This window comes from Candidatus Microbacterium phytovorans, assembly GCA_029202445.1.
GTDB classification, from domain to species: domain Bacteria; phylum Actinomycetota; class Actinomycetes; order Actinomycetales; family Microbacteriaceae; genus Microbacterium; species Microbacterium phytovorans.
The window spans coordinates 803554-827671 of record CP119321.1; the positions used below are offsets into that span (position 1 = coordinate 803554).

General features: G+C 68.6%; 20 protein-coding genes and 4 tRNA genes. 8 read left to right on the top strand and 16 right to left on the bottom strand.

What is annotated here, in order from left to right:
• Positions 1 to 8 precede the first annotated feature (8 nt).
• Together pdxT and pdxS are read right to left on the bottom strand one after the other, a co-directional pair.
• The gene (gene pdxT / locus P0Y48_03830) at positions 9 to 602 is read right to left on the bottom strand and encodes a pyridoxal 5'-phosphate synthase glutaminase subunit PdxT (GenBank protein ID WEK14351.1); all 594 of its coding nucleotides are present in this window, start codon (positions 600 to 602) and stop codon (positions 9 to 11) included.
• Positions 592 to 1431 (bottom strand): pyridoxal 5'-phosphate synthase lyase subunit PdxS, encoded by an 840-nt coding sequence (gene pdxS, locus P0Y48_03835; GenBank protein ID WEK15002.1) that lies wholly within the window; start codon positions 1429 to 1431, stop codon positions 592 to 594. Before pdxS ends, pdxT begins: the two co-directional genes overlap by 11 nt.
• A gap of 129 nt (positions 1432 to 1560) precedes the next feature.
• On the opposite strand from pdxS, the gene P0Y48_03840 reads away from it, so the two are divergent.
• Together P0Y48_03840 and pdxY are read left to right on the top strand one after the other, a co-directional pair.
• The gene (locus P0Y48_03840; GenBank protein WEK14352.1) at positions 1561 to 2901 is read left to right on the top strand and encodes an aminotransferase class I/II-fold pyridoxal phosphate-dependent enzyme; all 1341 of its coding nucleotides are present in this window, start codon (positions 1561 to 1563) and stop codon (positions 2899 to 2901) included.
• Between the two features lie 7 nt (positions 2902 to 2908).
• Positions 2909 to 3760 (top strand): pyridoxal kinase PdxY, encoded by an 852-nt coding sequence (pdxY, locus tag P0Y48_03845; protein ID WEK14353.1) that lies wholly within the window; start codon positions 2909 to 2911, stop codon positions 3758 to 3760.
• Between the two features lie 15 nt (positions 3761 to 3775).
• Here pdxY and P0Y48_03850 read toward each other — a convergent pair whose 3' ends face one another.
• Together P0Y48_03850 and thrS are read right to left on the bottom strand one after the other, a co-directional pair.
• Positions 3776 to 4315: an HIT domain-containing protein gene (locus tag P0Y48_03850; protein ID WEK14354.1), complete on the bottom strand. Its 540-nt coding sequence runs from the start codon at positions 4313 to 4315 to the stop codon at positions 3776 to 3778.
• Positions 4312 to 6321, bottom strand: a complete 2010-nt coding sequence (gene thrS / locus P0Y48_03855; protein WEK14355.1) for a threonine--tRNA ligase — start codon at positions 6319 to 6321, stop codon at positions 4312 to 4314. Before thrS ends, P0Y48_03850 begins: the two co-directional genes overlap by 4 nt.
• A 219-nt stretch (positions 6322 to 6540) precedes the next feature.
• On the opposite strand from thrS, the gene P0Y48_03860 reads away from it, so the two are divergent.
• Positions 6541 to 7704 (top strand): ArsB/NhaD family transporter, encoded by a 1164-nt coding sequence (locus tag P0Y48_03860; protein ID WEK15003.1) that lies wholly within the window; start codon positions 6541 to 6543, stop codon positions 7702 to 7704.
• Between the two features lie 13 nt (positions 7705 to 7717).
• On the opposite strand, the gene P0Y48_03865 is transcribed toward P0Y48_03860, so the two are convergent.
• The 5 genes from P0Y48_03865 to P0Y48_03885 all read right to left on the bottom strand — a co-directional run bounded on the left by P0Y48_03865 (position 7718) and on the right by P0Y48_03885 (position 9265).
• On the bottom strand, positions 7718 to 8389 hold the full coding sequence (locus tag P0Y48_03865) for a DNA alkylation repair protein (GenBank protein ID WEK14356.1): 672 nt from the start codon (positions 8387 to 8389) through the stop codon (positions 7718 to 7720).
• On the bottom strand, positions 8386 to 8892 hold the full coding sequence (locus P0Y48_03870) for an amino acid-binding ACT protein (GenBank protein ID WEK14357.1): 507 nt from the start codon (positions 8890 to 8892) through the stop codon (positions 8386 to 8388). The genes P0Y48_03865 and P0Y48_03870 overlap by 4 nt, the downstream gene beginning before the upstream one ends.
• A gap of 73 nt (positions 8893 to 8965) precedes the next feature.
• Positions 8966 to 9040: transfer RNA gene (locus tag P0Y48_03875), tRNA-Val, on the bottom strand.
• Between the two features lie 26 nt (positions 9041 to 9066).
• Positions 9067 to 9137 (bottom strand) — tRNA-Cys (locus P0Y48_03880).
• Between the two features lie 55 nt (positions 9138 to 9192).
• Positions 9193 to 9265, bottom strand: a tRNA-Gly gene (locus tag P0Y48_03885).
• Between the two features lie 148 nt (positions 9266 to 9413).
• On the opposite strand from P0Y48_03885, the gene P0Y48_03890 reads away from it, so the two are divergent.
• Positions 9414 to 9486 (top strand) — tRNA-Val (locus tag P0Y48_03890).
• 53 nt (positions 9487 to 9539) lie between these two features.
• Here the strand turns inward: P0Y48_03890 and P0Y48_03895 are convergent.
• The 5 genes from P0Y48_03895 to P0Y48_03915 form a co-directional block, all read right to left on the bottom strand.
• Positions 9540 to 10043, bottom strand: a complete 504-nt coding sequence (locus P0Y48_03895) for a type II toxin-antitoxin system PemK/MazF family toxin (protein ID WEK14358.1) — start codon at positions 10041 to 10043, stop codon at positions 9540 to 9542.
• Positions 10043 to 10579: a type II toxin-antitoxin system PemK/MazF family toxin gene (locus P0Y48_03900; GenBank protein WEK14359.1), complete on the bottom strand. Its 537-nt coding sequence runs from the start codon at positions 10577 to 10579 to the stop codon at positions 10043 to 10045. The genes P0Y48_03895 and P0Y48_03900 overlap by 1 nt, the downstream gene beginning before the upstream one ends.
• 73 nt (positions 10580 to 10652) lie before the next feature.
• Positions 10653 to 11921 carry an ammonium transporter gene (locus P0Y48_03905; protein WEK14360.1) on the bottom strand — a complete coding sequence of 423 codons (1269 nt, stop codon included), beginning with the start codon at positions 11919 to 11921 and terminating at the stop codon, positions 10653 to 10655.
• Between the two features lie 165 nt (positions 11922 to 12086).
• Positions 12087 to 13112: a cell division protein ZapE gene (gene zapE, locus P0Y48_03910; GenBank protein ID WEK14361.1), complete on the bottom strand. Its 1026-nt coding sequence runs from the start codon at positions 13110 to 13112 to the stop codon at positions 12087 to 12089.
• Positions 13113 to 13155: 43 nt separating this feature from the next.
• The gene (locus tag P0Y48_03915; GenBank protein ID WEK14362.1) at positions 13156 to 14355 is read right to left on the bottom strand and encodes an alpha/beta fold hydrolase; all 1200 of its coding nucleotides are present in this window, start codon (positions 14353 to 14355) and stop codon (positions 13156 to 13158) included.
• Between the two features lie 25 nt (positions 14356 to 14380).
• On the opposite strand from P0Y48_03915, the gene P0Y48_03920 reads away from it, so the two are divergent.
• From P0Y48_03920 to P0Y48_03935, 4 genes are all read left to right on the top strand, one after another.
• Positions 14381 to 14968 (top strand): DUF3000 domain-containing protein, encoded by a 588-nt coding sequence (locus tag P0Y48_03920; protein WEK14363.1) that lies wholly within the window; start codon positions 14381 to 14383, stop codon positions 14966 to 14968.
• Complete coding sequence (locus tag P0Y48_03925) at positions 14961 to 16157, top strand: HRDC domain-containing protein (protein WEK14364.1); 1197 nt, start codon at positions 14961 to 14963, stop codon at positions 16155 to 16157. The genes P0Y48_03920 and P0Y48_03925 overlap by 8 nt, the downstream gene beginning before the upstream one ends.
• Before the next feature lie 73 nt (positions 16158 to 16230).
• A complete protein-coding gene (locus P0Y48_03930) occupies positions 16231 to 17433 on the top strand; it encodes a thiolase family protein (protein WEK14365.1) in 1203 nt (400 codons plus the stop codon).
• Between the two features lie 4 nt (positions 17434 to 17437).
• On the top strand, positions 17438 to 19582 hold the full coding sequence (locus P0Y48_03935; protein ID WEK14366.1) for a 3-hydroxyacyl-CoA dehydrogenase NAD-binding domain-containing protein: 2145 nt from the start codon (positions 17438 to 17440) through the stop codon (positions 19580 to 19582).
• Positions 19583 to 19595: 13 nt separating this feature from the next.
• Here P0Y48_03935 and pepN read toward each other — a convergent pair whose 3' ends face one another.
• Together pepN and dxs are read right to left on the bottom strand one after the other, a co-directional pair.
• Positions 19596 to 22124 carry an aminopeptidase N gene (gene pepN, locus P0Y48_03940; GenBank protein ID WEK14367.1) on the bottom strand — a complete coding sequence of 843 codons (2529 nt, stop codon included), beginning with the start codon at positions 22122 to 22124 and terminating at the stop codon, positions 19596 to 19598.
• A 23-nt stretch (positions 22125 to 22147) separates the two neighbouring features.
• Entirely contained in the window at positions 22148 to 24100 is a 1953-nt protein-coding gene (gene dxs, locus P0Y48_03945) for a 1-deoxy-D-xylulose-5-phosphate synthase (protein ID WEK14368.1), read from the bottom strand.
• Between the last annotated feature and the right edge of the window lie 18 nt (positions 24101 to 24118).

Genomic DNA, 24118 nt, shown 5'->3' on the forward strand with positions numbered 1-24118 from the left:
CGGGAGGGTCAGGCTGCGCGCACGGCGTCGAGGAACAGCGCGTGGAACCCGGTCTCCCCCGTCACCTCCGGGTGGAACGCGGTGCCGAACAGGTTGCCCTGCCGCACTGCGACGACGCGTCCGTCTGCCAGCCGGGCGAGCACGTCCACTCCCTCCCCCACGTCGATGACCAGGGGGGCGCGAATGAACGCCGCATGAACGGGTGCGACAGAGACGGCCGGCACGTCCAGGTCGACCTCGAACGAGTCAGCCTGAGTGCCGAAGGCGTTGCGCTGCACGGTGACGTCGAGCCCGCCGAACGTCTCCTGACCGGCGATGGCGTCGGTAAGCCGGTCAGCCAGCAGGATCAGCCCTGCGCAGGTTCCGTACATCGGCATCCCTTCGGCGATCGCCGTGCGCACGGGCCCCTGCATGCCGAAGGCGCGCGCGAGCTTGTCGATGACGCTGGACTCACCGCCGGGGATCACGAGTCCCGATACCGATGCCAGTTCCTCGGGCCGACGCACGGGTACGGCGTCCGCTCCGAGCGACGTGAGCACGCGCAGGTGCTCGCGCACGTCGCCCTGGAGGGCGAGAACGCCGACGCGCGGGCTACCAGCCACGCTCGGCGAGGCGGTGCGGTGCGGGAAGGTCGGACACGTTGATCCCGACCATCGCTTCGCCGAGGCCGCGCGATACGTCGGCGATGACCTTCGCGTCGTCGAAGAACGTGGTCGCCTTCACGATCGCGGCGGCTCGCTGGGCCGGGTTGCCGCTCTTGAAGATGCCCGAGCCGACGAACACGCCGTCTGCGCCCATCTGCATCATCATCGCTGCGTCGGCGGGGGTCGCGACACCGCCGGCGACGAACAGCACGACCGGAAGGGTGCCGGTCTCCGCGACCTCGGCGACGAGATCGTAGGGCGCCTGCAGTTCCTTCGCCGCGACGAACAGCTCGTCCTTGCTCATCGAGCGGAGCGCGTTGATCTCGCCACGGATCTTGCGGATGTGCTTCGTCGCCTCCGAGACGTCGCCCGTGCCGGCCTCGCCCTTGGAGCGGATCATGGCGGCACCCTCGTTGATGCGCCGCAGCGCTTCGCCGAGGTTCGTCGCACCGCACACGAAGGGCACCGTGAAACCCCACTTGTCGATGTGGTTGACGTAGTCGGCGGGAGAGAGCACCTCGGACTCGTCGATGTAGTCGACACCGAGCTCCTGCAGCACCTGCGCTTCGACGAAGTGCCCGATACGCGCTTTGGCCATAACCGGGATGGAGACCGCTTCGATGATGCCGTCGATCATGTCGGGGTCGCTCATCCGCGACACGCCGCCCTCGGCGCGGATGTCGGCGGGAACCCGTTCGAGCGCCATGACGGCGACGGCGCCCGCGTCTTCGGCGATCTTCGCCTGGTCGGGAGTGACGACATCCATGATGACGCCGCCCTTGAGCATCTCGGCGAGGCCGCGCTTGACGCGGGAGGATCCGGTGACCGACACGATGTGTCCCTTTCCATTCGGGTTTGACCTAGGCCAAAAACTAGCATGTCCAGACAGAGTCGTGCGCCACCTAGGATCGGGAGGGTGACGCGGACAGAAGAGATCACCGGCGGTTCGGCCGCGGACATCGCTGACAGCGTTCGCACGCTCCAGGAGCGCGGTGTCCTCCGACCGGGCGACCCCCTCCCCCCGGTGCGCAGTCTCGCCGATCGGCTCGGAGTGAATCGCAACACCGTCGTCGCGGCGTATCGACAGCTCACCCAGGCGGGCGTGGTCGTCACGCGCGGCCGCGGCGGTACCGCCATCGCCGACCCGGCCCGCGTCGCACAGGAGGGATTCGCCGCCGACTCGGTGCTCCGCGACATCGGCACGGGCAACCCCGACCCCGACCTGATCCCCGACCTGTCGCGAGCGCTGGCGCAGGTCGCCGGGCGGCCCGTGCTCTACGGCGAGCCGGTCATCGACCGCGAGCTGGAGCAGTGGGCGGATGCCTGGATGCGCGAGTCGATCGATCCCGCTCTCTCCCTTCGTCTCACGATCACCAGCGGAGCCTCCGACGCGATCGAGCGTCTGCTCGCGCAGACGCTCACGCGCGACGATGCCGTCGCCCTGGAGGATCCGTGCTTCCTGTCGAGCATGAACACGGTGCGCCTCGGCGGGTACCGACCCGTACCGGTGCCGGTCGACGACGAGGGGATGACCGTCGCGGGTCTGCGCGCCGCGTTGGATGCCGGAGCGCGTGCGGTCGTCTGCACGCCGCGGGCGCAGAACCCCACCGGTGCGAGCCTCACCGCCCGTCGCGCCGCCGCGCTACGCGGCGTGCTCGCAGACCATCCCTACGTCCTGGTCATCGAGGACGACCACTTCTCGCTCCTCTCCACGTCGCCGTACGTCTCCCTCATCGGACCGGACCACCGCCGGTGGGCGCTCGTGCGGTCGGTGTCGAAGTTCCTGGGGCCCGACATGTGCCTCGCCATCACCGCCTCCGACCCCGACACCGCGGAGCGGCTGGCGATGCGGTTGAGCCCGGGCACCACGTGGGTGAGTCACCTCCTGCAGCGTCTGGTGCTCGCTCTCCTCACCGACGAGACGGTGCGCGACGGCATCCGTGCGGCGTCCGCGCATTACGCGCGTCGTAACAGCGCCTTCGCCGAGCGTCTGAATGCTCACGGATTGCCGGCGAAGACTGCCGATGGCCTCAACCTGTGGGTCGAACTCCCCGTCCCCGCACGCGCCGCGGCGGAGCAACTCATGCGTCGAGGCTGGCTCGCGCGCACGGGAGACGAGTTCGTCCTCGCCGACGCCGCCGCGACCCGGCGCCTGCGTCTCACCGTCCACGACCTCTCCGATGCCGACGCCGACCGAATGGCCGCCGACCTCGTCGCCGCCGTCGCGTCGGCGACCGAATCCCGAAGGGTGGGATGATCTTCCCGTGAAGATCCTGTCGATTCAGTCCGCCGTCGCCTACGGTCACGTAGGGAACTCCGCCGCCGTCTTCCCTCTCCAGCGCATCGGCGTCGAGGTCCTGCCGGTGTACACGGTGAACTTCTCCAACCACACGGGGTACGGCGCATGGCGTGGGCCCCTCATCAGCCCCGACGACGTGCGAGACGTGATCACGGGGATCGAGGAGCGCGGCGCCTTTGCGGACATCGACGTCGTGCTGTCCGGGTACCAGGGCGGCGAAGGCATCGCCGACGTGATCCTCGATGCCGTCGCGCGCGTGAAGTCGGCCAACCCGTCGGCGGTCTACGCGTGCGATCCCGTGATGGGAAACGCCAAGAGCGGCTGCTTCGTGGCCCCCGCCATCCCCGTACTGCTGCGCGAGCGTGTCGTCCCCGCGGCCGACATCATCACTCCGAACCAGTTCGAACTGGGCTTCCTCACCGACACCGAGCCGGGCGACCTCGCCTCCACGCTCGCCTCCGCGGACGCTGCGCGCGCCATGGGTCCGTCCACCGTCCTCGTCACGAGTGTCGAACGTCCCGACCGTCCGGCCGACACGATCGAGATGCTCGCCGTGACCGACGACGGTGCCTGGATCGTCCAGACCCCTCGCATCCCGATGAAGGCGAACGGCTCCGGCGACGTGACCGCTGCCCTCTTCACGGCGCACTACCGCGCGACGGGCGACGCCGCAGGCGCCTTGGCGAAGACGGTGTCGAGCGTCTTCGACCTGCTCACCACGACCCATGAGTCAGGCGAACGCGAGCTTCAGCTCATCGAAGCCCAGGAGTACTACGCGCACCCTCGGCTGCAGTTCGCCGTCTCGCAGGTGCGCTGAGACCACGGGGTCGACTCACGCGTGCGGCCACGCCGACGCGACCGCCTCGCGGACCTCGCCGAGAAGCTGCGGCAGCGCCTTGGTCTTCGCGATGATCGGGAAGAAGTTGGCGTCGGTGGCCCACCGCGGGACGACGTGCTGATGAAGGTGTTCGGCGACACCCGCACCCGCGACGCGGCCCTGGTTCATGCCGATGTTGAATCCATCGCAGCGTGAGACCTCCCTCAGCACGCGCATGGCGGTCTGCGTGAGCGCTCCGATCTCGGCCACTTCCTCCGGCGTCGCCTCGTCGTACGTCGCGATGTGCCGGTACGGGCACACCAGGACGTGCCCCGAGTTGTAGGGGAAGAGGTTCAGCAGCACGTAGGCGGTCTCACCGCGAGCGACGATCAGGCCGCCCGCGTCGGATCGCGCGGGCGCCGCGCAGAAGGGGCACTCCTCTTGCATGGCCTCCGGGCCGGCCTGGATGTACGCCATACGGTGCGGCGTCCACAGCCGCTGGAACTCGTCCGGAACTCCGCCGAGTCGCGCGGCGTCTTCCAGGCCGTCCGTCACGCGAGATCCTCCGCCGTGTTGACGAGTGTGTGCTCCGCGATCGCGCGGACGATGCGATCGATCGCCTCGTCGACGGGGATGCCGTTGGTCTGCGAGCCGTCGCGGAACCGGAACGAGACCGTTCCCGCCGCGCTGTCCTGCGCGCCGGCGATGAGCTGGACGGGAACCTTCTGCGTTGTGTGCGTGCGGATCTTCTTCTGCATGCGGTCGTCGGAGTGGTCCACCTCGGCGCGCACGCCGGCCGACCGGAGGCGGTCGATGATGCCGTCCAGGTAGGGCGCGAAGTCCTCCGCGACGGGGATGCCGACGACCTGCACGGGCGCGAGCCACACCGGGAAGGCTCCGGCGTAGTGCTCCAGCAGAATCGCGAAGAAGCGCTCGATCGAGCCGAACAGTGCCCGATGGATCATGATCGGGCGGTGCTTCTCGCCGTCGGAGCCGGTGTACTCCAGGCCGAATCGCTCCGGCAGGTTCGGGTCGACCTGCACCGTGGAGAGCTGCCAGGTGCGGCCGATGGCATCCTTCGTCTTGAGGTCGATCTTCGGACCGTAGAAGGCCGCCTCTCCGGGGACTTCGGTGAGCTTCAGACCACTCGCCACGGCGACGTTGCGGAGTGCATTGGTCGAGTATTCCCAGAACTCGTCGCTACCGATCCACTTCGCCTTCTCGTCGTCTCGCATCGAGAGTTCGAGCTCGAAGTCGTCGAGGCCGAAGTCGCGCAGCATCGAGATGACGAACTCGAGCACGCGGGTCGCCTCCGCCTCGAGCTGCTCGGGCGTGACGAACAGGTGAGAGTCGTCCTGAGTGAAGCCGCGCACCCGGGTGAGTCCGTGCAAAGCCCCCGACAGCTCGTTGCGGTACACCGTGCCGTTCTCGGCCAGACGCAGCGGCAGGTCGCGGTAGCTGCGCGCACGCTCCTTGTAGATGAGGATGTGCATCGGGCAGTTCATCGGCTTCAGGTAGTAGTCCTGCCCGGCCTTGGTGACGTTGCCTTCGGCGTCGATCTCCTCGTCCATCCGGATCGGCGGGAACATGCCGTCCTTGTAGGTCACGAGGTGGTTGGAGGTCAGGAACAGATCCTCCTTCGAGATGTGGGGCGTGTAGACGTAGGTGTAGCCGCCCTCGATGTGTCGCCGACGTGCGTGCTGTTCCATCTCGCCGCGCACGATGCCGCCGCGCGGGTGCCAGACGCTGAGGCCGGAGCCGATCTCGTCGGGGAACGAAAAGAGATCGAGCTCCTTGCCGAGCTTTCGATGGTCGCGCTTGGCGGCTTCCTCGAGACGCTGCTGGTAGGCGCGCAGCTCGTCCTTGGTGGCCCACGCCGTCCCGTAGATTCGCTGCAGCTGAGGGTTCTTCTCGCTGCCGCGCCAATAGGCGCCCGCGATGCGCGTGAGGTCCCAGCCGTTGCCGACGATGCGGGTCGACGGAACGTGGGGTCCGCGGCACAGGTCCTTCCACGCAGTCTCGCCGTCGCGGGTGACGTTGTCGTAGATCGTGAGCTCGCCGGCGCCGACCTCGACCGACGCGCCTTCCGCGGCTTCCTTCGTGCCGCCCTTCAGGCCGATCAGCTCGAGCTTGAACGGCTCGTCGGCGAGCTCCGCGCGAGCCTCGTCGTCCGTGACGACACGGCGCACGAAGCGCTGCCCCTCGCGGACGATCCGCTCCATCTCCTTCTTGATGGCCTTGAGATCCTCGGGGGTGAACGGCTCGTCGACTCCGAAGTCGTAGTAGAAACCGTCGACGACGGGCGGGCCGATGCCGAGGTTCGCCTGGGGACGGATGCGCTGCACGGCCTGGGCGAGGACATGTGCGGTCGAGTGGCGCAGGATGGCGAGCCCGTCGGGGCTGTCGATGGCCACGGGCTCGACGGCATCCGTGGCCGCGACGACGGTCGCGAGGTCCTTCAGCTCGCCGTTGACGCGCAGCGCGATGACGGAGCGGTCGGGGAAGAGGGCGAAGCCGTCGGCGGGATAGGACACGTCCGACGGGGTGGTGACGTCAGTCAAAGGAGCTTCTCCAGAGAATCGCTGTTGTCCAGCTGGGTGGAATGATCTGCTCAGCTTCGGACGCGTCAGCGTCCCGCCCGCTCAGGCGTGAAGCGTTCGCGTGCCGGTGCGCGCGACGACGGCCGCGGCGAGGCTCCGGCGGTGTTCCATGCACCGAGTCTATCGCCGCCGCGCACCCGTGCCGTGGCGGTGCGCCCGTGCGCGTAGGCGCGGGCCATGATGGATGCCGTGAAGCTCGCTCTCGTCGGTGTCGCCCTGCTCCTCGCGGGCGGTGTCGCCGTCGCGGTGGGGGTGCTCAGTCCCGCGGAGGCGCTCGGCATCGGTGAGCGGGTGTGGCCGGTGCTGCTCTTCGTCGTGGCCGTCACGGTCGTGGCCGAACTGGCTGCCGCGGCGGGAGTGTTCGACGTGGTGGCCTCGCGCGTTGCCCGGCTCGCGGGAGGCCGCACGGTGCGGTTGTGGCTCGCCGTCGTGGCGCTCGCTGTGCTGGCGACCGCCTTCCTCTCGCTCGATACGACCGCCGTCCTGCTGACGCCGGTCGTCGTGGCCGTCGCTCGGGCGAACGGCCTCAGCCCGATGCCGTTCGCCTTCGCCACGGTGTGGCTCGCGAACACCGCCTCGCTGTTCCTCCCCGTCTCGAACCTCACGAACCTGCTGGCGATGCATCAGCTCGACGACGCCCACGCCGGCACGTTCCTGCTCTTGCTGGGCCCGTCGGCGGTCGTTGCGGTCATCGTCACGGTGGGTCTGCTTCTCGTCCTGCACCGCCGTGAACTCGCGGGACGGTTCACGGTCGCTGCGCCCCCGGTGATCGCGGATCGGCTGCAACTGCGTTTCGCCGCCGTTGTCGTCTGCGTGATGATGCCTCTGCTGGTGAGCGGACTCGAACCGTGGATCCCCGCATCGGCGGCGGCCGTCGTGCTCGGCGCTTTCTTCCTCTGGCGGTCGCCGAGAGCACTCACGTTCTCACTCCTCCCCTGGCAGCTCGTCGTGTTCGCCTCGGGACTGTTCCTCGTCGTCGGCGCGCTGGAGGCCGCGGGTTCCCGGCAGTTCATCGAGGCGGTCGCCGGCCACGGTTCCGGAGCCGGCGATCTCTGGTGGTTGTCGGGCGTCGGGCTCGTGGCCGCCAACGTCGGCAACAACCTGCCCGCGTACCTTGCGCTCGAGTCGGCCGCCGACACGCCTGAGCGCCTTGCGGCCCTCCTCGTCGGTGTCAATGCGGGGCCGCTCATCACGCCGTGGGCCTCGCTCGCCACGCTCCTCTGGCATCAGCGGCTGCACGCGGTCGGCGTCGAGGTGCCGTGGCGGCGCTACGTGCTGTGGGGACTCCTCGCCGCGCCGCTGACGGTCGCGGCTGCGGTCGTCCCCCTCGCGCTTCGCGCCTGAACGGTGTGCCTCGTCAGCGGGAGATGTGCTTGAGCGCCTCCCGCCGGCTGAGAGCGCTGAGAGGGTGCTCTGCCGCGAACTGCGCGACCCAGTCCGGCGCGAATCGCGCGTAGTCCCGCAGCGCCCAGCCGATGGCCTTGCGGAGGAAGAACTCGTCGCTCGGGATGCTGGGCGCGATGACGTCCGCGAGGAGGTCGCGATCGAGCCTTTCGCGCCGGCCGAGCTGCGACAGGATCGCGAGGCGACGCACCCAGAGATCGTCGTCGATGCTCCAGGCTCGGACGAGGGCTGCCGTTTCGGTGGGGTGCCGGTCGTGCATCTCGGCGATACGCCCGGTGAGCTCGTCGGTGAAGTCCCACCAGCGGCCCGAGCGCACCATGTGCTCGATGAGCGGAACGGATGCCAGGTCGCCGCGGACGGGAGGCATCGTCAGCAGTGCCTCAGCGGCGTAGCGCTCTTCGCGGTGGGTCGCGGCATCCCACATCTCCCGAGCCGCGGCACGGAGGTGGTCGGGGTTCTCCACTCCTCGGGCGGCGGCGCGCGTGATGCGTCGCGCGTCGGGAACCCGAACCCCCAGGTAGGGCATATCCGACTTCATGTACGCCTGCTGGCCGGGAGCGCGCGAGGGGTCCGCTGTCGCGCGCAGTTCGGCGCGTATCCGCTCGAGGAGCGCGGTCGTCGTCATCCGACGCTCAGGTCGACCTGGATCTCGTCGGCGAGCCGCTCCAGGGCCGTGATGACAGGCGCCTCGTCGGCGTGCTCGGACATGCGGACCGTGACGGTCGCCTCGAACAGGGTGCCGCCGGCCATGGGCGCCTCGAGAGTGCGACTCGTGAAACCGTCGATGCTCAACGCGTGGGCGCTGATGGCGGTCGTGACGTCGCGCACGATCCCTGGGCGATCGTTGCCCAGCACAGTGAATGTCAAAGACCGGCCAGAGGGCGACGTCGCGGGGGTGCCCGTGTGCGTCGTGACCCGCAGGAGTCCGTCGAGACCGCGCAACGCCTCGGTGAGCTCGGCCGCACGGGCATCGGGAACGGAGACGAGCACGATGCCGGCGAACGCGCCCGCGAGCTCGGCGAGTTCGCTGCGTTCCCAGTTGCCGCCGTGCGCTGCCACGGCGTCTGCGAGCGCGCTGACCAGACCGGTGCGATCGTCGCCGACCACAGAGAGCACGAGATGGGTCATGCGCCGAGCCTAGCCCGGCGGGGGCGCCCACGCCCGGAAACACGAAACCCCCGGGCGGGCCGGGGGTTTGAGGTGGTGCGCGATACTGGGATCGAACCAGTGACCTCTTCCGTGTCAGGGAAGCGCGCTACCGCTGCGCCAATCGCGCCTATAAAGGCTGTTCAGTTGTGAGCGAGGTGGCGACGGGATTCGAACCCGTGTAAACGGCTTTGCAGGCCGGTGCCTAGCCGCTCGGCCACGCCACCGTTTGTGGTTCGACCCACGTGTCGTGATTCCCCCGAAAGGGAATCCCCGCACTCGAGCGGATGACGAGACTCGAACTCGCGACCCTCACCTTGGCAAGGTGATGCGCTACCAACTGCGCTACATCCGCGTGCTCCCTGGTTGCCCCGGGCGCTTGATCGACTTTAGCCCACCCGCGACGAAGTGCAAAACCGAGCGCGCCCCGCGCGTGTCTCTCCGTCGATTCGGCGTGCGTGCCCGCATCGGGTAGCATCGGGTGTCGGCTCCTCAGGAGCTACGGGCGATTGGCGCAGTTGGTAGCGCGCTTCCTTCACACGGAAGAGGTCATCAGTTCGAGTCTGGTATCGCCCACCGAACAACCCCCGCCACGGCGGGGGTTTCGTCGTCTCCGGGACGATGTCCGATTACCCCTCGAATCGCCACCCGTGGCGGGCGGAAAGGGCACGACCGACGGCCGCGAACGTGCGTCGGTCCAGTGCCGCGCCCACCCGCCGCACGCCGCCGTGGTGCACGCTGTAGAGCTGGTCGAGGTCGACCCACGACTCGCGCCCCTGCCTGTCCCACGCGCCCACCCCGATCGACACGTGGTCGCGCCGCCCCTGGGGCGGACGCGATGTCAGCTTGAGCGCATACACCCGCTGCACGTCGTGACGCGCGATGACGAGGAGCGGGCGATCCTTGCCGTCCGCCGGGTTCTCCTGGAAGGGCACCCACGCCCACACCACCTCACCGGCATCCGGAAGCCTGTCACGCCGAGGGGCGTAGACGATGTGCACGGACCTGCTCTGCGGCTGGGGCACCTCCCACGTGAGAGTGACGCGGTCGAAACCTGCCTCGCGCCGTGCCGCCGTGGGTTTCGCGGCCCGAGCACGGCGTCCGCCGAGCAGTCGCCGCAGCCAGGCGAACATCAGGAACCGGCGTCCCAGCCGTAGCGCACCTGCAGCGCGCGGGCCACCGTCGTGAACCGATCGATGTCGAGCGCTGACGCCTCGCGTCTGATGCCGTCGACCGGCACGCTGTAGAGCTGGTCGACATCGACCCACGATGCGCGTCCGGCGGGGTCCCACTCCCCCGTTCCGAGTGGCAGGAAGTCGCGGTCACCATCGTGGGACTTGCTCGTCAGCTTCACGGCGTACACGTGCGCGGCATCCTGTCTGCCGATGATGAGCACCGGTCGGTCCTTTCCGCGGCCGTCGTTCTCGGCGTAGGGCACCCATGTCCAGACGATCTCGCCCGCATCGGGATCGCCGTCGGGGTCGGGTGCGTAGGTGAGGCGAAGATCGTGGGCGTCGCGCGGGTCGATCTCGATGGTCCGCGAGGCCGACCCTGCCGACGCTTCAGCTTCCTGAGACGGCGCGTGCTCCGAGGTCCGGCCGCCCCGCAGGACGTCGGTGACGGTGCGGAACAGGTCGCGGATGACCGATCCGCTGCGAGATCCACCCATGTCGTCAGGCTAGCAACGCGAAAGGGCGCCGGGCCGAAGCCCAGCGCCCTTCCGGGTGCTGTGTGCGGAGCGATCAGGCCTTGGTGTCGGCGAGGACGTATCCCTCTTCGCCGTGCACCACGGTGTCGATGCCGGCGATCTCGTCCTCGTTCTTCACACGGAAGCCCATGGTCTTCTCGATCGCGAAGCCGATGACGTAGGCGATGACGAACGAGTAGATGAGGACGGCGAAGGCCGCGATGGCCTGAACCAGCAGCTGCGTGGCGTCGCCACCGACGAGCAGGCCCGTGCCGTTGGCGAAGAAGCCGAGGTAGAGCGTGCCGATGAGGCCGCCGACGAGGTGGATTCCCACGACGTCGAGCGAGTCGTCGAAGCCCCACTTGAACTTGAGCTCGATGGCAAGGGCGCACACGGCGCCGGCGATCAGGCCCAGGAGAATCGCCCAGATGGGCTGCAGCGCAGCGCAGGCGGGAGTGATCGCGACGAGACCTGCGACGGCACCGGAAGCGGCTCCGACCGAGGTCGGCTTGCCGTCCTTGATCTTCTCCACCAGGAGCCAGGCGAGCAGCGCGGCGGCGGGAGCGGCGATGGTGTTGACGAACGCCAGCGCGGCGGTGCCGTCAGCGGCGAGCTCCGAGCCGGCGTTGAAGCCGAACCATCCGAACCACAGCAGACCGGCGCCCAGGAGGACGAACGGCGGGTTGTGGGGAACGTGCACGCCCTTCTGGAACCCGACGCGCTTGCCGAGCACCAGCGCGAGGGCGAGAGCTGCCGCACCGGCGTTGATGTGCACCGCGGTACCACCGGCGAAGTCGATCGCGCCGACGCCGAACGCGGTCTGCAGACCGTGCGTGATCCAACCGCCGTACGCGAAGCTGCCGTCCTCGGCGAGGCCGAAGTTGAACACCCAGCTGGCCACCGGGAAGTAGACGACCGTGGCCCAGAGGCCCGCGAAGACCATCCAGGCGCCGAACTTGGCGCGGTCCGCGATCGCACCGGAGACCAGCGCAACCGTGATGATCGCGAACGTCGCCTGGAACGCGACGAAGGCCAGGGGCGGGTACGCCGCGCCCTCAGGAGTCTCGAGCAGGCTCGACAGGCCCAGTGCGGACGTGTCGATGGCCCAGGGGAAGATCGTTCCCTCGGCGCCCGGGAACGCGATCGCGTATCCGTAGAGCACCCAGAGGACGCCGATGAGGCCCATAGCCCCGAAGCTCATCATCATCATGCTGATGACGCTCTTCGCCTTGACGAGGCCGCCGTAGAAGAACGCCAGACCGGGCGTCATCAACAGGACCAGCGCTGCGGCGATGAGAATGAATGCGGTGTTGCCTTGATCCATCTCGGAAGAAACCTCTCTGCAGGGACGCAGGTGTAGCGTCGGGTGCCCCCAGTGTTCCGACACGGGGTTTCCTCGGGGGTACGGCCCGTGTTTCGCCTTGATTACACGGATGCCCGTTACGTAAATTCCACGTTTCCGCGGCCCGACCGCGCGCTGGCAGTTCGCTCAGGCGTGGGTGAGTGCGACCAGTCGTGAGATGGCACGGAGGTACTTCTTGCGGTATCCCCCCGCGAGCATCTCCTCCGAGAAGACCTCGTCAAGGGGACGGCCCGTCGCTCGGACGGGGATCTGGGCGTCGTACGCGCGATCGACGAACGCGACGAAGCGGAGGGCGGCCGACTGATCGTCCAGTTGGGTCACTTCGCGCAGCCCGATCGCCGAGACGCCGTCGATGAGACGTAGATAGCGGGACGGGTGCACGGTCGCCAGGTGGCGGATGAGGTCGGCGAACGCGTCGTCGGATGCCGTGCCGTCGGCTGCCGCGAGGGCGTCGGAGTATTCGGCATCCGTGAGGGTCTTGCCGTGTCCGTCGATGGCGCGCTGGCGGTAGTCGGTGCCGTCGATGCGCAGGGTCTGGAAGCTCGCGGACATCGCGTGGATCTCGCGCAGGAAGTCCTGCGCGGCGAAGCGCCCCTCACCGAGCGCGTTCGGCGGCGTGTTCGAGGTCGCCGCCAACCGGGTTCCCGTCGGGACGAGCTCCCCGAGCAGACGCGTCATCACCATGGTGTCGCCCGGGTCGTCGAGCTCGAACTCATCGATGCACAGCAGGTCCGCGCCGCGGAACAGCGCGACGGTCTGCTGGTAACCGAGCGCGCCCACGAGCGCCGTGTACTCGATGAAGGAACCGAAGTACTTCCGGCGCGCGGGCATGGCGTGGTAGACGGCGGCGAGGAGGTGGGTCTTCCCCACGCCGAACCCGCCGTCGAGGTAGACCCCGGGCTTCAGCTCCGGCGACTTCTCACGGCGACGGAACAGCCCGCCGGCGCGCGCCGCGGCGCGCTGGCCACCGCTGAAGCTCACCAGCAGGTCCTTGGCCTCCTGCTGCGACGGGTACTGCGGGTCGACGCGGTACGTCTCGAACGTCGCGTCATCGAACTGGGGCGGCGGAACGAGGGCGGCCACCATCTCGGCGCCCGACACCTGCGGAGTGCGTTCGGTGAGGTGCACGATGCCGGCCGGGACGCTGTTCACCCCTCAACCCTAGATGCCGACACAGCCGACGGATGCCGCGTGCTCACGCGTGCTGCGGCGTGAAGTCGTGCCGTTCGAGCCAGTCGGTGATCGTGGCGCTCCACCGGTCCTGGTCGTAGTTCCACAGCTTCGTGTGGCGTGCCGTATCGAACACCTGGAGTTCGACCAGGTCGGGTCGGGCCACCACGAGATCGTGCGATGCATCAGAGGGGACGAAGCCGTCGTCGTCGCTGTGGAGGATGAGGATGGGATGCCGCAACTCCCCCGCCCGCGCGACGACGTCCAGTCGCTCGAACGGAATCCGAGCCTCTGTGCCGACGAGAGGTGTCGCCCATTCCGTGCTGAGCGCCCCGATCGCCAGCCCGGCGACGGCGGTGGGAAGTCCCATGAGGCGTGCCTGATAGCTCAGCACGCGTCGCCAGTCCACGACGGGAGACTCGAGGATCACCCCGACGATCAAGTCGCGGTGCGCGGAGCTGAGGGCCACCTGCAGGGCGATCGCGCCGCCCATCGACCAGCCCATGATGAGGATGCGTCGCGCACCTCGCCGACGGGCGAGTCCGATCGCGGCATCCACGTCACGCCATTCCGTCGCGCCGAGCCCGTACGTACCGGCGCGACTTCGCGGGGCCGAGCCGTCGTTGCGGTACGAGACGAGCAGCGACGTGATCCCGAGACCGTGGAAGAGAGGGACCGCACGAAGGCACTCGGCTCGATTGGTGCCCCGACCGTGCACCTGGATGACCCAGGTGTCTGTCGGTTCCGCCGCCGGGAAGATCCACGCGGGGCACGGTCCCACGGCAGAGCCCACGAGCTCTGACTCGTAAGGAAGGTGCAACTGCTCCGGACGATCGAAGTACCAGCCGCTGAACGCGGCATCGGCAGCCAGGTGGGAGTCCGAGCCGATGTGAGTGAGCAGCTTCCGCGTCACAGAACTCTCGTCGCCCGAGAGCACCGAGCCGAGCTTGAGGTATCCCTCGGTCCCCGCCGTGAACAAGCCGTATCTTCCGGGCAGGGCGGTGTCGGGGTTGCGACTGAGGGTGATCGTCTGCGCGGCCACGTCGACATCGAGGATGCGGGTGTCGGTGCGGCGTCCGGCGGGAGTGACGACGCGACGGGCCATCCGCGCGGCGACGAACGCCAGCAGCGCCGTCATGACCGCCAGTGCTCCCGTGAGGAGGAAGAGGACCGCCCGCAGAGCGTCGGTCGGGGTTGCGCCGACGGCGCGCCTGGATGCCTTCATCGTGGCCTCACTTTAGTCTGTGGATGTGGATGACTCCCGTCCTTCTTCCGCGTCCGGGTTCACCGGAGTGGCCGATGCCTTGCGCGCATTGACGTTCCGCGACGACTTCATCGTTCGCGAGATCCCTGCGCCGGCCTCGCTCGCTCCGGATGCCGTCGCCTTCGCCGGCGACGTGCGCCCGTCCGCGGACGGTGGCGACTCCGAGTACGGCACGGGCCGGTTCGTCCTGTTGCACGATGCGACCGAACCCGAGCAGTGGGGCGGGGCGTGGCGGATCGTGTGCTTCGCGCAGGCGCCGCTGGAGCCGGAGATCGGCACCGACCCTCTGCTGGCCGATGTCGCGTGGTCATGGCTCGTCGATGCCCTGCAGTCTCGCCGCGCGGAGTTCCACTCGGCATCCGGGACGGCTACGAAGACCCTCTCCAAGGGGTTCGGGAGCCTGGGTGTCGAGGGCGACGGTGCGCAGATAGAACTGCGCGCCTCGTGGACGCCGTCCGGTGATCTCGCTGCCCACGTCGACGCCTGGGCCGAGTTGGTGTGCATGCTGGCCGGGCTTCCCCCGGGGTCCGAAGGCATCGCGGTATTCGGTGCACAGAGGAGCTCGCGTGACTGAGTACGTCGTCATCGCCGATCGCGACGGCTTCCTCGACGCCTGTGCCGCGCTCGCCGCGGGAACGGGGCCGGCTGCCGTCGACGTCGAGCGCGCCTCCGGTTTCCGGTACTCGCAGCGCGCCTATCTGATCCAGGTTTTCCGGCGGGATGCCGGGGTGTTCCTGTTCGACCCGCCCGAGATCGGCGACATGGCCGCGCTGCAGGAGGCCATCGGGGATGTCGAGTGGGTGCTGCACGCGGCGAGCCAGGATCTCCCGTCGCTACGGGAGGACGGACTGGAACCGGCCTCGATGTTCGATACCGAGCTCGCCGCGCGTCTGCTGGGTCACGAGAAGGTCGGGCTCGGCGCGGTCGTCGAGGACACTCTCGGCATCACGCTCGCGAAGGCGCATTCGGCCGCCGACTGGTCGACCCGACCGCTCCCCCAGTCGTGGCTGGAGTACGCCGCGCTCGATGTCCTTCATCTCGTGGATGTTCGTGACGTGCTGGTCGCCGAGCTCGAGGAGCAGGACAAGACGCGAATCGCGGCCGAGGAGTTCGACGCGGTCTTGACTCGCCCGGCCAAGCCTCCTCGCGAAGAGCCGTGGCGTCGACTGAGTGGGCTGCACACGGTCCGCGGTCGCCGTGCGCTCGCCGTCGCACGCGCACTGTGGACCGCCCGTGAGCAGTTCGCTCAGGACGAGGACGTGTCGCCGGGTCGCCTCGTCCCCGATCGCTCGCTCGTCGCCGCCGTCATCGCAGACCCGGCGACCAAGCAGGATCTCGCCCGCCTCAAGGAGTTCACCGGCCGCGCAAGCCGTACGCAGCTGGACCGCTGGTGGGCGGCGATCGAGGCGGGCCGCGCCGACCAGAGCCTGCCGTCGGAGCGCATGGCGGGCGACGGGCTTCCCCCTCCCCGCGCGTGGGTCGACCGCAATCCCGCCGCGGACGCCCGGCTCAAGGCCGCCCGTCCCCGCGTCGAGCAGCTCGCGGCGGATCTCCGGATGCCGACCGAGAACCTCTTGACCCCGGACACGTTGCGGCGGCTCGCCTGGACGCCTCCCTCCCCGCTGGATGTGGACGGCGTCGCGGCGGCGCTTGCGGGGCACGGTGCGCGACCTTGGCAGATTGAGCGAACAGCACAGGTCATCGCGGATGCCTTTGTGGAATCCGTGCAGGATGCCGCCGAGGCGTCCGAATCAGGTTCGTAGGTTCGGCCCAACCGATTTCGCGGCACCCGGTGTCACTTTAGGCTGGACTGGATCTCAATCTTTTGGAGGCAGTGTGGCCGAGCTCTCGGACGTCTATTTCGTCGACGGTATGCGCACCCCGTTCGGTCGTGCGGGCGAGAAGGGCATGTACTGGAACACCCGTGCCGACGACCTCGCGGTCAAGGCCACGATCGGCCTGATGGAGCGCAATCCTTCGGTTCCCGCCGATCGCATCGATGATGTCGCGATCGCGGCGACGAGTCAGACCGGCGATCAGGGACTCACTCTCGGACGGTCGGTGGCGATTCTCGCAGGCCTCCCCCAGACCGTCCCCGGACTGGCTGTGGAGCGCATGTGCGCCGGCGCCATGACCAGCGTCACGACGATGGGTGCGTCTATCGGCGTCGGCATGTACGACCTCGCCCTCGCGGGCGGTGTCGAGCACATGGGCCACCACCCGATCGGCGGCAACGCCGATCCCAATCCCCGGTTCGTCGCCGAGCGGATGGTCGACCCGGGCGCCCTGAACATGGGAGTGACGGCGGAGCGCATCTTCGACCGGTTCCCGCACCTCACGAAGGAGCGCTCCGACCGCTTCGGCATGCTGAGCCAGCACAAGGTGCAGGCGGCCTACGACGCCGGGAAGATCCAGCCCGACCTCGTCTCCGTGGCCGTGAAGGATGCCGACGGGGCTTGGGGGCTTGCCACGGAGGACGAGGGGCGTCGGCCGCAGACCACGATGGCCGATCTCGCCGCGCTGAAGACGCCGTTCCGCCCGCACGGTCGTGTCACCGCGGGCACCTCTTCGCCGCTCACCGACGGCGCGACCATGTCGCTTCTGGCGGGAGGGCACGCCGTGAAGGAGCTCGGCCTCCGCCCGAAGATGCGGATGGTGTCGTTCGCCTTCGCGGGGGTGCAGCCCGAGATCATGGGCATCGGCCCGATCCCGTCGACGGAGAAGGCTCTGGCGAAGGCAGGCTTGACGATCGACGACATCGGCCTCTTCGAGCTCAACGAGGCCTTCGCGATCCAGGTCATCTCCTTGCTCGATCACTTCGGTATCGCCGACGACGACCCCCGCGTGAACGCGTGGGGAGGCGCGATTGCACTCGGCCATCCGCTCGCGGCATCCGGGGTCCGCCTGATGATCCAGCTCGCTGCACAGTTCGCCGAGCGTCCGGATGTCCGGTACGGGCTGACGGCGATGTGTGTCGGACTCGGCCAGGGCGGCTCGGTCATCTGGGAGAACCCCCACTTCGACGGAAAGAAGCGCTGAAACGATGACGAACTACGCAGACATCGACTTCTCGCCGCTGATGGGCCTGTCCGCCGACGAGGTCGTCACGCACTCCCCCGTACGTGACGTGCGCCTCGCCTCTGGGAAGGTGCTCGCCCTCATCACACTGGACAACGGGCGCGATCACACGCGGCCCAACACGCTCGGTCCGCAGACGTTGACGGAGCTGGGATCGCGTCTGGACGGTCTGGCCGCTCGGGCTGCGGCCGGCGAGATCCACGCGGTCGGCATCACAGGCAAGCAGTACATCCTCGCCGCCGGTGCCGACCTCTCCGACATCAGCCTCGTACGCTCCCGCGACGACGCTCGTCTGATCGCACAGCTCGGTCATCACGTGCTCGGTAAGCTGGGCGACCTCGGCGTGCCGTCCTTCGCCTTCATCAACGGACTAGCCCTTGGCGGCGGGCTGGAGATCGCGCTGAACTCCACCTATCGCACCGTCGACGCGTCGGCGGCCGCGATCGCGCTCCCCGAGGTCTTCCTCGGCATCATCCCCGGGTGGGGTGGTGCGTACCTGCTGCCCAACCTGATCGGCATCGAGAACGCCCTCGAGGTCGTCATCAGCAATCCGCTCAAGCAGAACCGGATGCTCAAGCCGCAGCAGGCCCTCGACTACGGCATCGTCGATGCGCAGTTCCCGGCCGCGACCTACCTGGAAGACTCGCTGCGCTGGGCCGACGAGGTGCTGACCGGCAGCCGGAAGGTCGAGCGGAAGAACGAGCCGGGCAAGATCGAGCGCCTGACGAAGTGGCCCATCGCGATCAAGGTGGCCCGCGGCATGCTGGAATCGAAGATCGGCACGGTTCCGCGTTCTCCGTATGTCGCGCTCGATCTGCTGGACAAGGCGAAGAGCGGCACCAAGGCAGAGGGTTTCGCCCGGGAGGACGAGGCGCTGGCCGATCTGGTCACGGGCGATCAGTTCGCCGCGTCCATGTACGCCTTCGATCTCGTGCAGAAGCGCGCCAAGCGACCCGTGGGCGCGCCCGACAAGGCTCTCGCCAAGAAGGTCACGAAAGTCGGCATCATCGGCGCGGGTCTGATGGCCAGCCAGTTCGCCCTGCTTTTCGTGCGCAAGCTCCAGGTACCGGTGCTCATCACCGACCTGGATCAGGCACGCGTCGACAAGGGTGTCGCCTACATCCACGACGAGATCGGCAAGCTGGAAGCCAAGGGACGTCTCGACGGCGACGCGGCGAACAAGCTCCGCTCCCTCGTCACCGGCACGACCGACAAGAGCCTCTACGCGGACTGCGACTTCGTGATCGAAGCGGTCTTCGAAGAGGTGGGCGTCAAGCAGGCGGTGTTCGCAGAGATCGAGGCGGTCGTCTCGGAGGATGCGGTCCTCGCGACGAACACATCGTCGCTGTCGGTCGAGGAGATCGGCGCGAAGCTCGCGCACCCCGAGCGCCTGGTCGGATTCCACTTCTTCAATCCCGTCGCCGTCATGCCGCTCATCGAGATCGTGAAGACGCCGCACACCTCAGAGGAGGCGCTCTCCACGGCCTTCGTCGTCGCCCGTGGTCTCGGCAAGAACGCCGTGCTCACCGCCGATGCCCCGGGTTTCGTCGTGAACCGGCTGTTGGCCAAGGTGATGGGAGAAGCCGCCCGTGCCGTCTACGACGGCACTCCCGTCGCCGACGTGGAGAAGGCCTTCGGGCCGCTCGGCTTGCCGATGGGGCCGTTCCAGCTGATCGACCTCGTGGGGTGGAAGGTGGCTGCGCACGTGCAGGACACGATGGTGCGCGCGTTCCCTGATCGCTTCTACGCGAACGAGAACTTCCACGCCCTCGCCGAGCTCACCGAGGTCGTCGAGAAGGACAGGGGCGGCAGAGTCACCGGATTAACCAAGGCGGCGGAGAAGGTCCTCAAGGGGCACGTGGGCTCCCACCCGGCTTCGGCGGAGGCGATCCTGCGCCGGGTGCAGGACGGGCTGGCGCACGAGATTCGGATCATGCTCGATGAGGGCGTCGTGCCCGAGGTCGAGGACATCGACCTGTGTCTCATCCTCGGTGCGGGCTGGCCGTTCATCGACGGCGGAGCCTCACCGTACCTCGACCGTGAGGGCGCGTCCGAGCGCACGTTCGGAGCCACCTTCCACGAGCCGCCGATCCGGGGTGTGGGGGTCTGACGCGGACGCGCTCTCAACCCGCGGGCTGGAGAGCGCGAACCCGCAGGTCGCGTGCCAGGGTGTCTCGCTGCTCGATGATCAGTCGCCGTAGGGCCGCGGGCGCGTCCTCGTTGTCGACGAGCCACTGATCGACTCGCGTGAGGCTGTCGGCAGCCGGGAACAGTCCACGCACGAGTCGGCGCGCGATCTCGATACTGCGCGTCGACCACACCGTCCGGATGCGATCGAAATACTCGTCGTCGAGGTCTGACACGAACCCACGATGGTCTCCTGCGCGGACCCCGGAGATCGTCGCATCCAGCTCGTCGTTGCTGAGTGCGGTGTCGCTCCAGGCCGCGTCCCATCCGGCGCGGCGTACCGCGCGGTCTGGTCGTGCGCCGAGCACAGTGCGGTGGGCGCGCCGGCCGGCGGCGGACGGATCGGCCGCGAGCTCCGTGTCGGCGTCGCGGGCGTCAGCGTGCCCGGTGGCCGCGAGGGCGATCAGCAACGCCCAGCGCAGGTCGGGGTCCAGCGCGAGGCCGTCGGGCGGCGTGGCTGCGCCGCGGAGAAGATCGCGGATGCCGGCGGCCCGACTGTCGTCGTTGCGAGCCCCCGATGCGAGCCCGCGCGCCCAGGCGAGCTGGGCGTCGCTTCCCGCGTCGGCTCGGTGCAGCGCCTCCCAGGTGGTCGCCAACCACGCAGCGGAGAGGCGCGCACGGTCGGCGCGGGCGGCGTAGTGCTCCAGGGCGTACGACGTGCGCGAGATGACGTCGGACAGCAGCGACACCGACGTCTCTTCGGACGCGTGAGTGGTGACGATCTCGACGTATTCGGCGACCGGCAGCAGGCCGTCGCGTACGGCGTTCCACAGCGCGGCCCAGATGACCGATCGCGCGAGCGGATCAGCGACGGTGCTGAGGCCCTGGGCGACGGCGACGGTCGAACGCTCGTCGAGGCGCACTTTCGCGTACGTCACGTCGTCGTCGTTCGGCACCAGGAGTGCGGCGTCGGGCAGCACGGGCGCCGCGATCGTCGTCTGTTCGGCGGACAGGTCCACCGAAACGCCCGCACGTCGGACGAGACGCTCGCCTTCCCAGTCGTACGCGCCGATGAGGATGCGATGCGGGCGCGCCGGAGTCTGGTGCACCACGAGACCGTTCTCCGTGCGAGTCAGCCGGATCTCCGGCATCCCCGTCGTCTGCAGCCAGTGGGCACTCCACGCAGTGAGGTCGCGGCCGGACGCCGCTTCGAGCGCTCGCAAGAGATCGGTGAGAGTGGTGCTCCCATACGCGTGGTCGGCGAAGTACCGTTGAGCGCCGCGGAAGAACGCGTCCTCGCCGACGAAGCCGACGAGCTGCTTGAGGACGGACGCTCCCTTCGCGTACGTGATGCCGTCGAAGTTGAGCTTGGCCGCCTCGAGGTCGGTGATGTCGGCGACGATCGGATGCGTCGTCGGAAGCTGATCCTGCTCGTAGGCCCAGGCCTTTCGCCTGCTCGCGAAGCTCACCCACGCCTCGGGATGGACTCCGGCCGCGACCGAGACGTGCGAACCCATGAAATCGGCGAATGACTCTTTCAACCACAGGTCGTCCCACCAGCGCATCGTCGCGAGGTCGCCGAACCACATGTGCGCCATCTCGTGCAGGATCGTGTTGGCGCGAGCTTCGTGCTGGGCGGCAGTGGCCGCGCCTCGGAAGAGGTAGGCCTCGGTGAAGGTCACGAGACCCGGATTCTCCATAGCGCCCAGGTTGTACTCGGGGACGAAGATCTGGTCGTACTTCCCCCATGGGTAGGCGAAGGCGAATGCCTCCTCGAAGAAGGTGAGACCTCGCCGCGTGACGTCGAGGATCTCCTCGGCATCCAGATGGGGTGCCATCGAGGCGCGGCAGAGGACCGACAGGTCGATGCGGCGGTCGGCCGCCGTCCAGACACCTTCCACGCGGTGGTACGGACCGGCGGCGACAACCGTGATGTAGCTGGAGAGAGGCAGAGTCTCCGCGAACGAGTGCCGTACGCCCCCGTCGACATCGGCGCGGTGCGTGGCTGCGCCGTTGGACAGCACCACCCATCCCGCGGGTGCGCTCACCCGGAAGCGCCAGCGCGCCTTCAGGTCGGGCTGCTCGAACACGGGGTAGACGCGCCGCGCGTCCGCCGGCTCATACTGCGTGTACAGGTAGACCTCGTCGTCGACCGGATCGGTGAATCGGTGCAATCCTTCGCCCGAGCGGCTGAACACGCCGCGTGCGCGGACGGTCACCACGTTGTGCGCGGCCAAACCGTCGACGCGGAGCCGCGCCCCGTCCCATTCGACGGGCCGCGTCTCGCCGTTAACGACGAGCCCGCTCACCTCCGCGCCCACGAAGTCGATCCACGTCTCGCTGGTCGACGCGGAGAAGACGAAGGTCGCGGACGTCTCGAACGTCTCGATCGCCAGGTCGGCGGCGTGCCGGAGATCGAGGTCGACGTCGATCGTGTCCAGCCGTAGGGCGGACGAACGTGCGGACGTCTCCTCGCGAGTCAGATTCGCGGTCGGTGGAGGGGTGACGGCAGAGGACGAAGACACAGCTCCATGCTGTCACGCCGCCGTCAACGCGCTCGCGAACCGGAATCGTCGGCGAGCCACAGGGTGCCCGTGTCGTTCGTCGGACGGGCGACGGGAATACGGGTGCCGAGCACCTGAGCGACGACGTCCTGCGCGATCTTCGCCGCGGTCAAGCCCGCATCGGCGAGGATCTGCTCGCGCGACGCGTGGTCGATGAACGCGTCGGGAAGTCCGAGCTCGTCGACGGCCGTATCGACGCCCGACTCGCGGAGCACCTGGCGCACCCGGGTGCCGATCCCGCCGACACGGATGCCGTCTTCGATCGTGATGACGAGCCGGTGGCGTGCGGCGAGCTCCACGACGGACGCCGCGACGGGAACCACCCACCGCGGGTCGATCACGGTCGCCCCGATACCCTGCGCGCGCAAGCGCTCGGCGACCTCGACCGACAACTGCGCCATCGAGCCGATGCCGATGATGAGCACGTCTTCGCCGCCGGCGCGGTACAGGACGTCCACACCGTCGGCGCGCCGTTCGACGGCGGGCAGGTCGTCGGCGACGGAGCCCTTCGGGAACCGGATGACGGTCGGCGCGTCGCTGACTTCGAGAGCCTCGTCGAACTCTTCGCGCAGTCGAGCAGCGTCGCGGGGGGCAGCGATGCGGATGCCGGGAACGAGCTGGAGCATGGCGAGATCCCAGATGCCGTGGTGGCTCGGCCCGTCCGGCCCCGTCACGCCGGACCGGTCCAGCACGAAGGTAACGCCCGCGCGATGCAGGGCGACGTCCATCATGACCTGATCGAACGCGCGGTTCATGAACGTCGCGTAGATGGCGACAACGGGGTGAAGACCCCCGTAGGCCAGGCCGGCAGCGGATGCCACGGCGTGCTGCTCGGCGATGCCGACGTCGTAGGTGCGGTCGGGGAAGCGCTGCGCGAACGGCTGCAGCCCCGTCGGACGCAGCATGGCCGCGGTGATCGCGATGACGTCGTCTCGCCTCTCCCCCGCGGCGACCAGCGACTCCGCGAAGACGTCGGTCCAGGCGAGCGCGTTCGACCCGCCGAGAGGTTCACCCGTGACCGGGTCGATCTTGCCCACGGCGTGGAACTGGTCGGCCTCGTCATTTCGGGCGGGTTCATACCCGCGACCCTTTTCGGTGATCGCGTGGACGATGACAGGCGCGCGGTACTCCTTGGCGAGCTGCAGCGTCTCCAAGAGCGCGTCCACGTCGTGACCGTCGATGGGGCCGAGGTATTTGATATCGAGGTTCGAGTAGAGCGCGGCGTTGTTGGTGAACCGAGAGAGAAATCCGTGCGTCCCGCCTCGCACTCCGCGGTAGAGCGCCCGTCCGGCGGGCCCGAGCTTGCGGAACAGCGTGTCGGACCGACGTCGCAGATGCTCGTAGCCGTCGGTCGTGCGCACGCGGTTCAGATAGCGCGCCATCCCGCCGATCGTGGGCGCATAGGAGCGGCCGTTGTCATTGACGACGATGACGAGGTTGCGGTCGTTGTCGTCGGAGATGTTGTTGAGGGCCTCCCACGTCATCCCTCCCGTGAGCGAGCCGTCGCCGACGACGGCCACGACGTGGCGGTCGTCGCGCCCCGTCCGCGTCAGTGCGCGGGAGATGCCGTCCGCCCAGCTGAGCGAGCTCGATGCGTGCGAGGACTCCACGACGTCATGCGGGCTCTCGGATCGCTGCGGGTACCCGGCGAGGCCGCCGCGCGCGCGCAAACCGTCGAAGTCCTGACGGCCGGTGAGGAGCTTGTGCACGTAGGACTGGTGACCCGTGTCGAACACGATCGGATCGTTCGGCGAGTCGAAGACCCGGTGGATGGCGAGGGTCAGCTCGACCACGCCCAGGTTCGGTCCGAGGTGGCCGCCCGTGCGGGACACGTTGGCGACGAGGAACTCGCGAATCTCTTGCGCCAGCGCTCGAAGGTCGTCGGCGCTGAGCGCATCGAGGTCCCGAGGACCGATGATCGACGCGAGCAGACTCATCTCTCGATTGTATGCGTG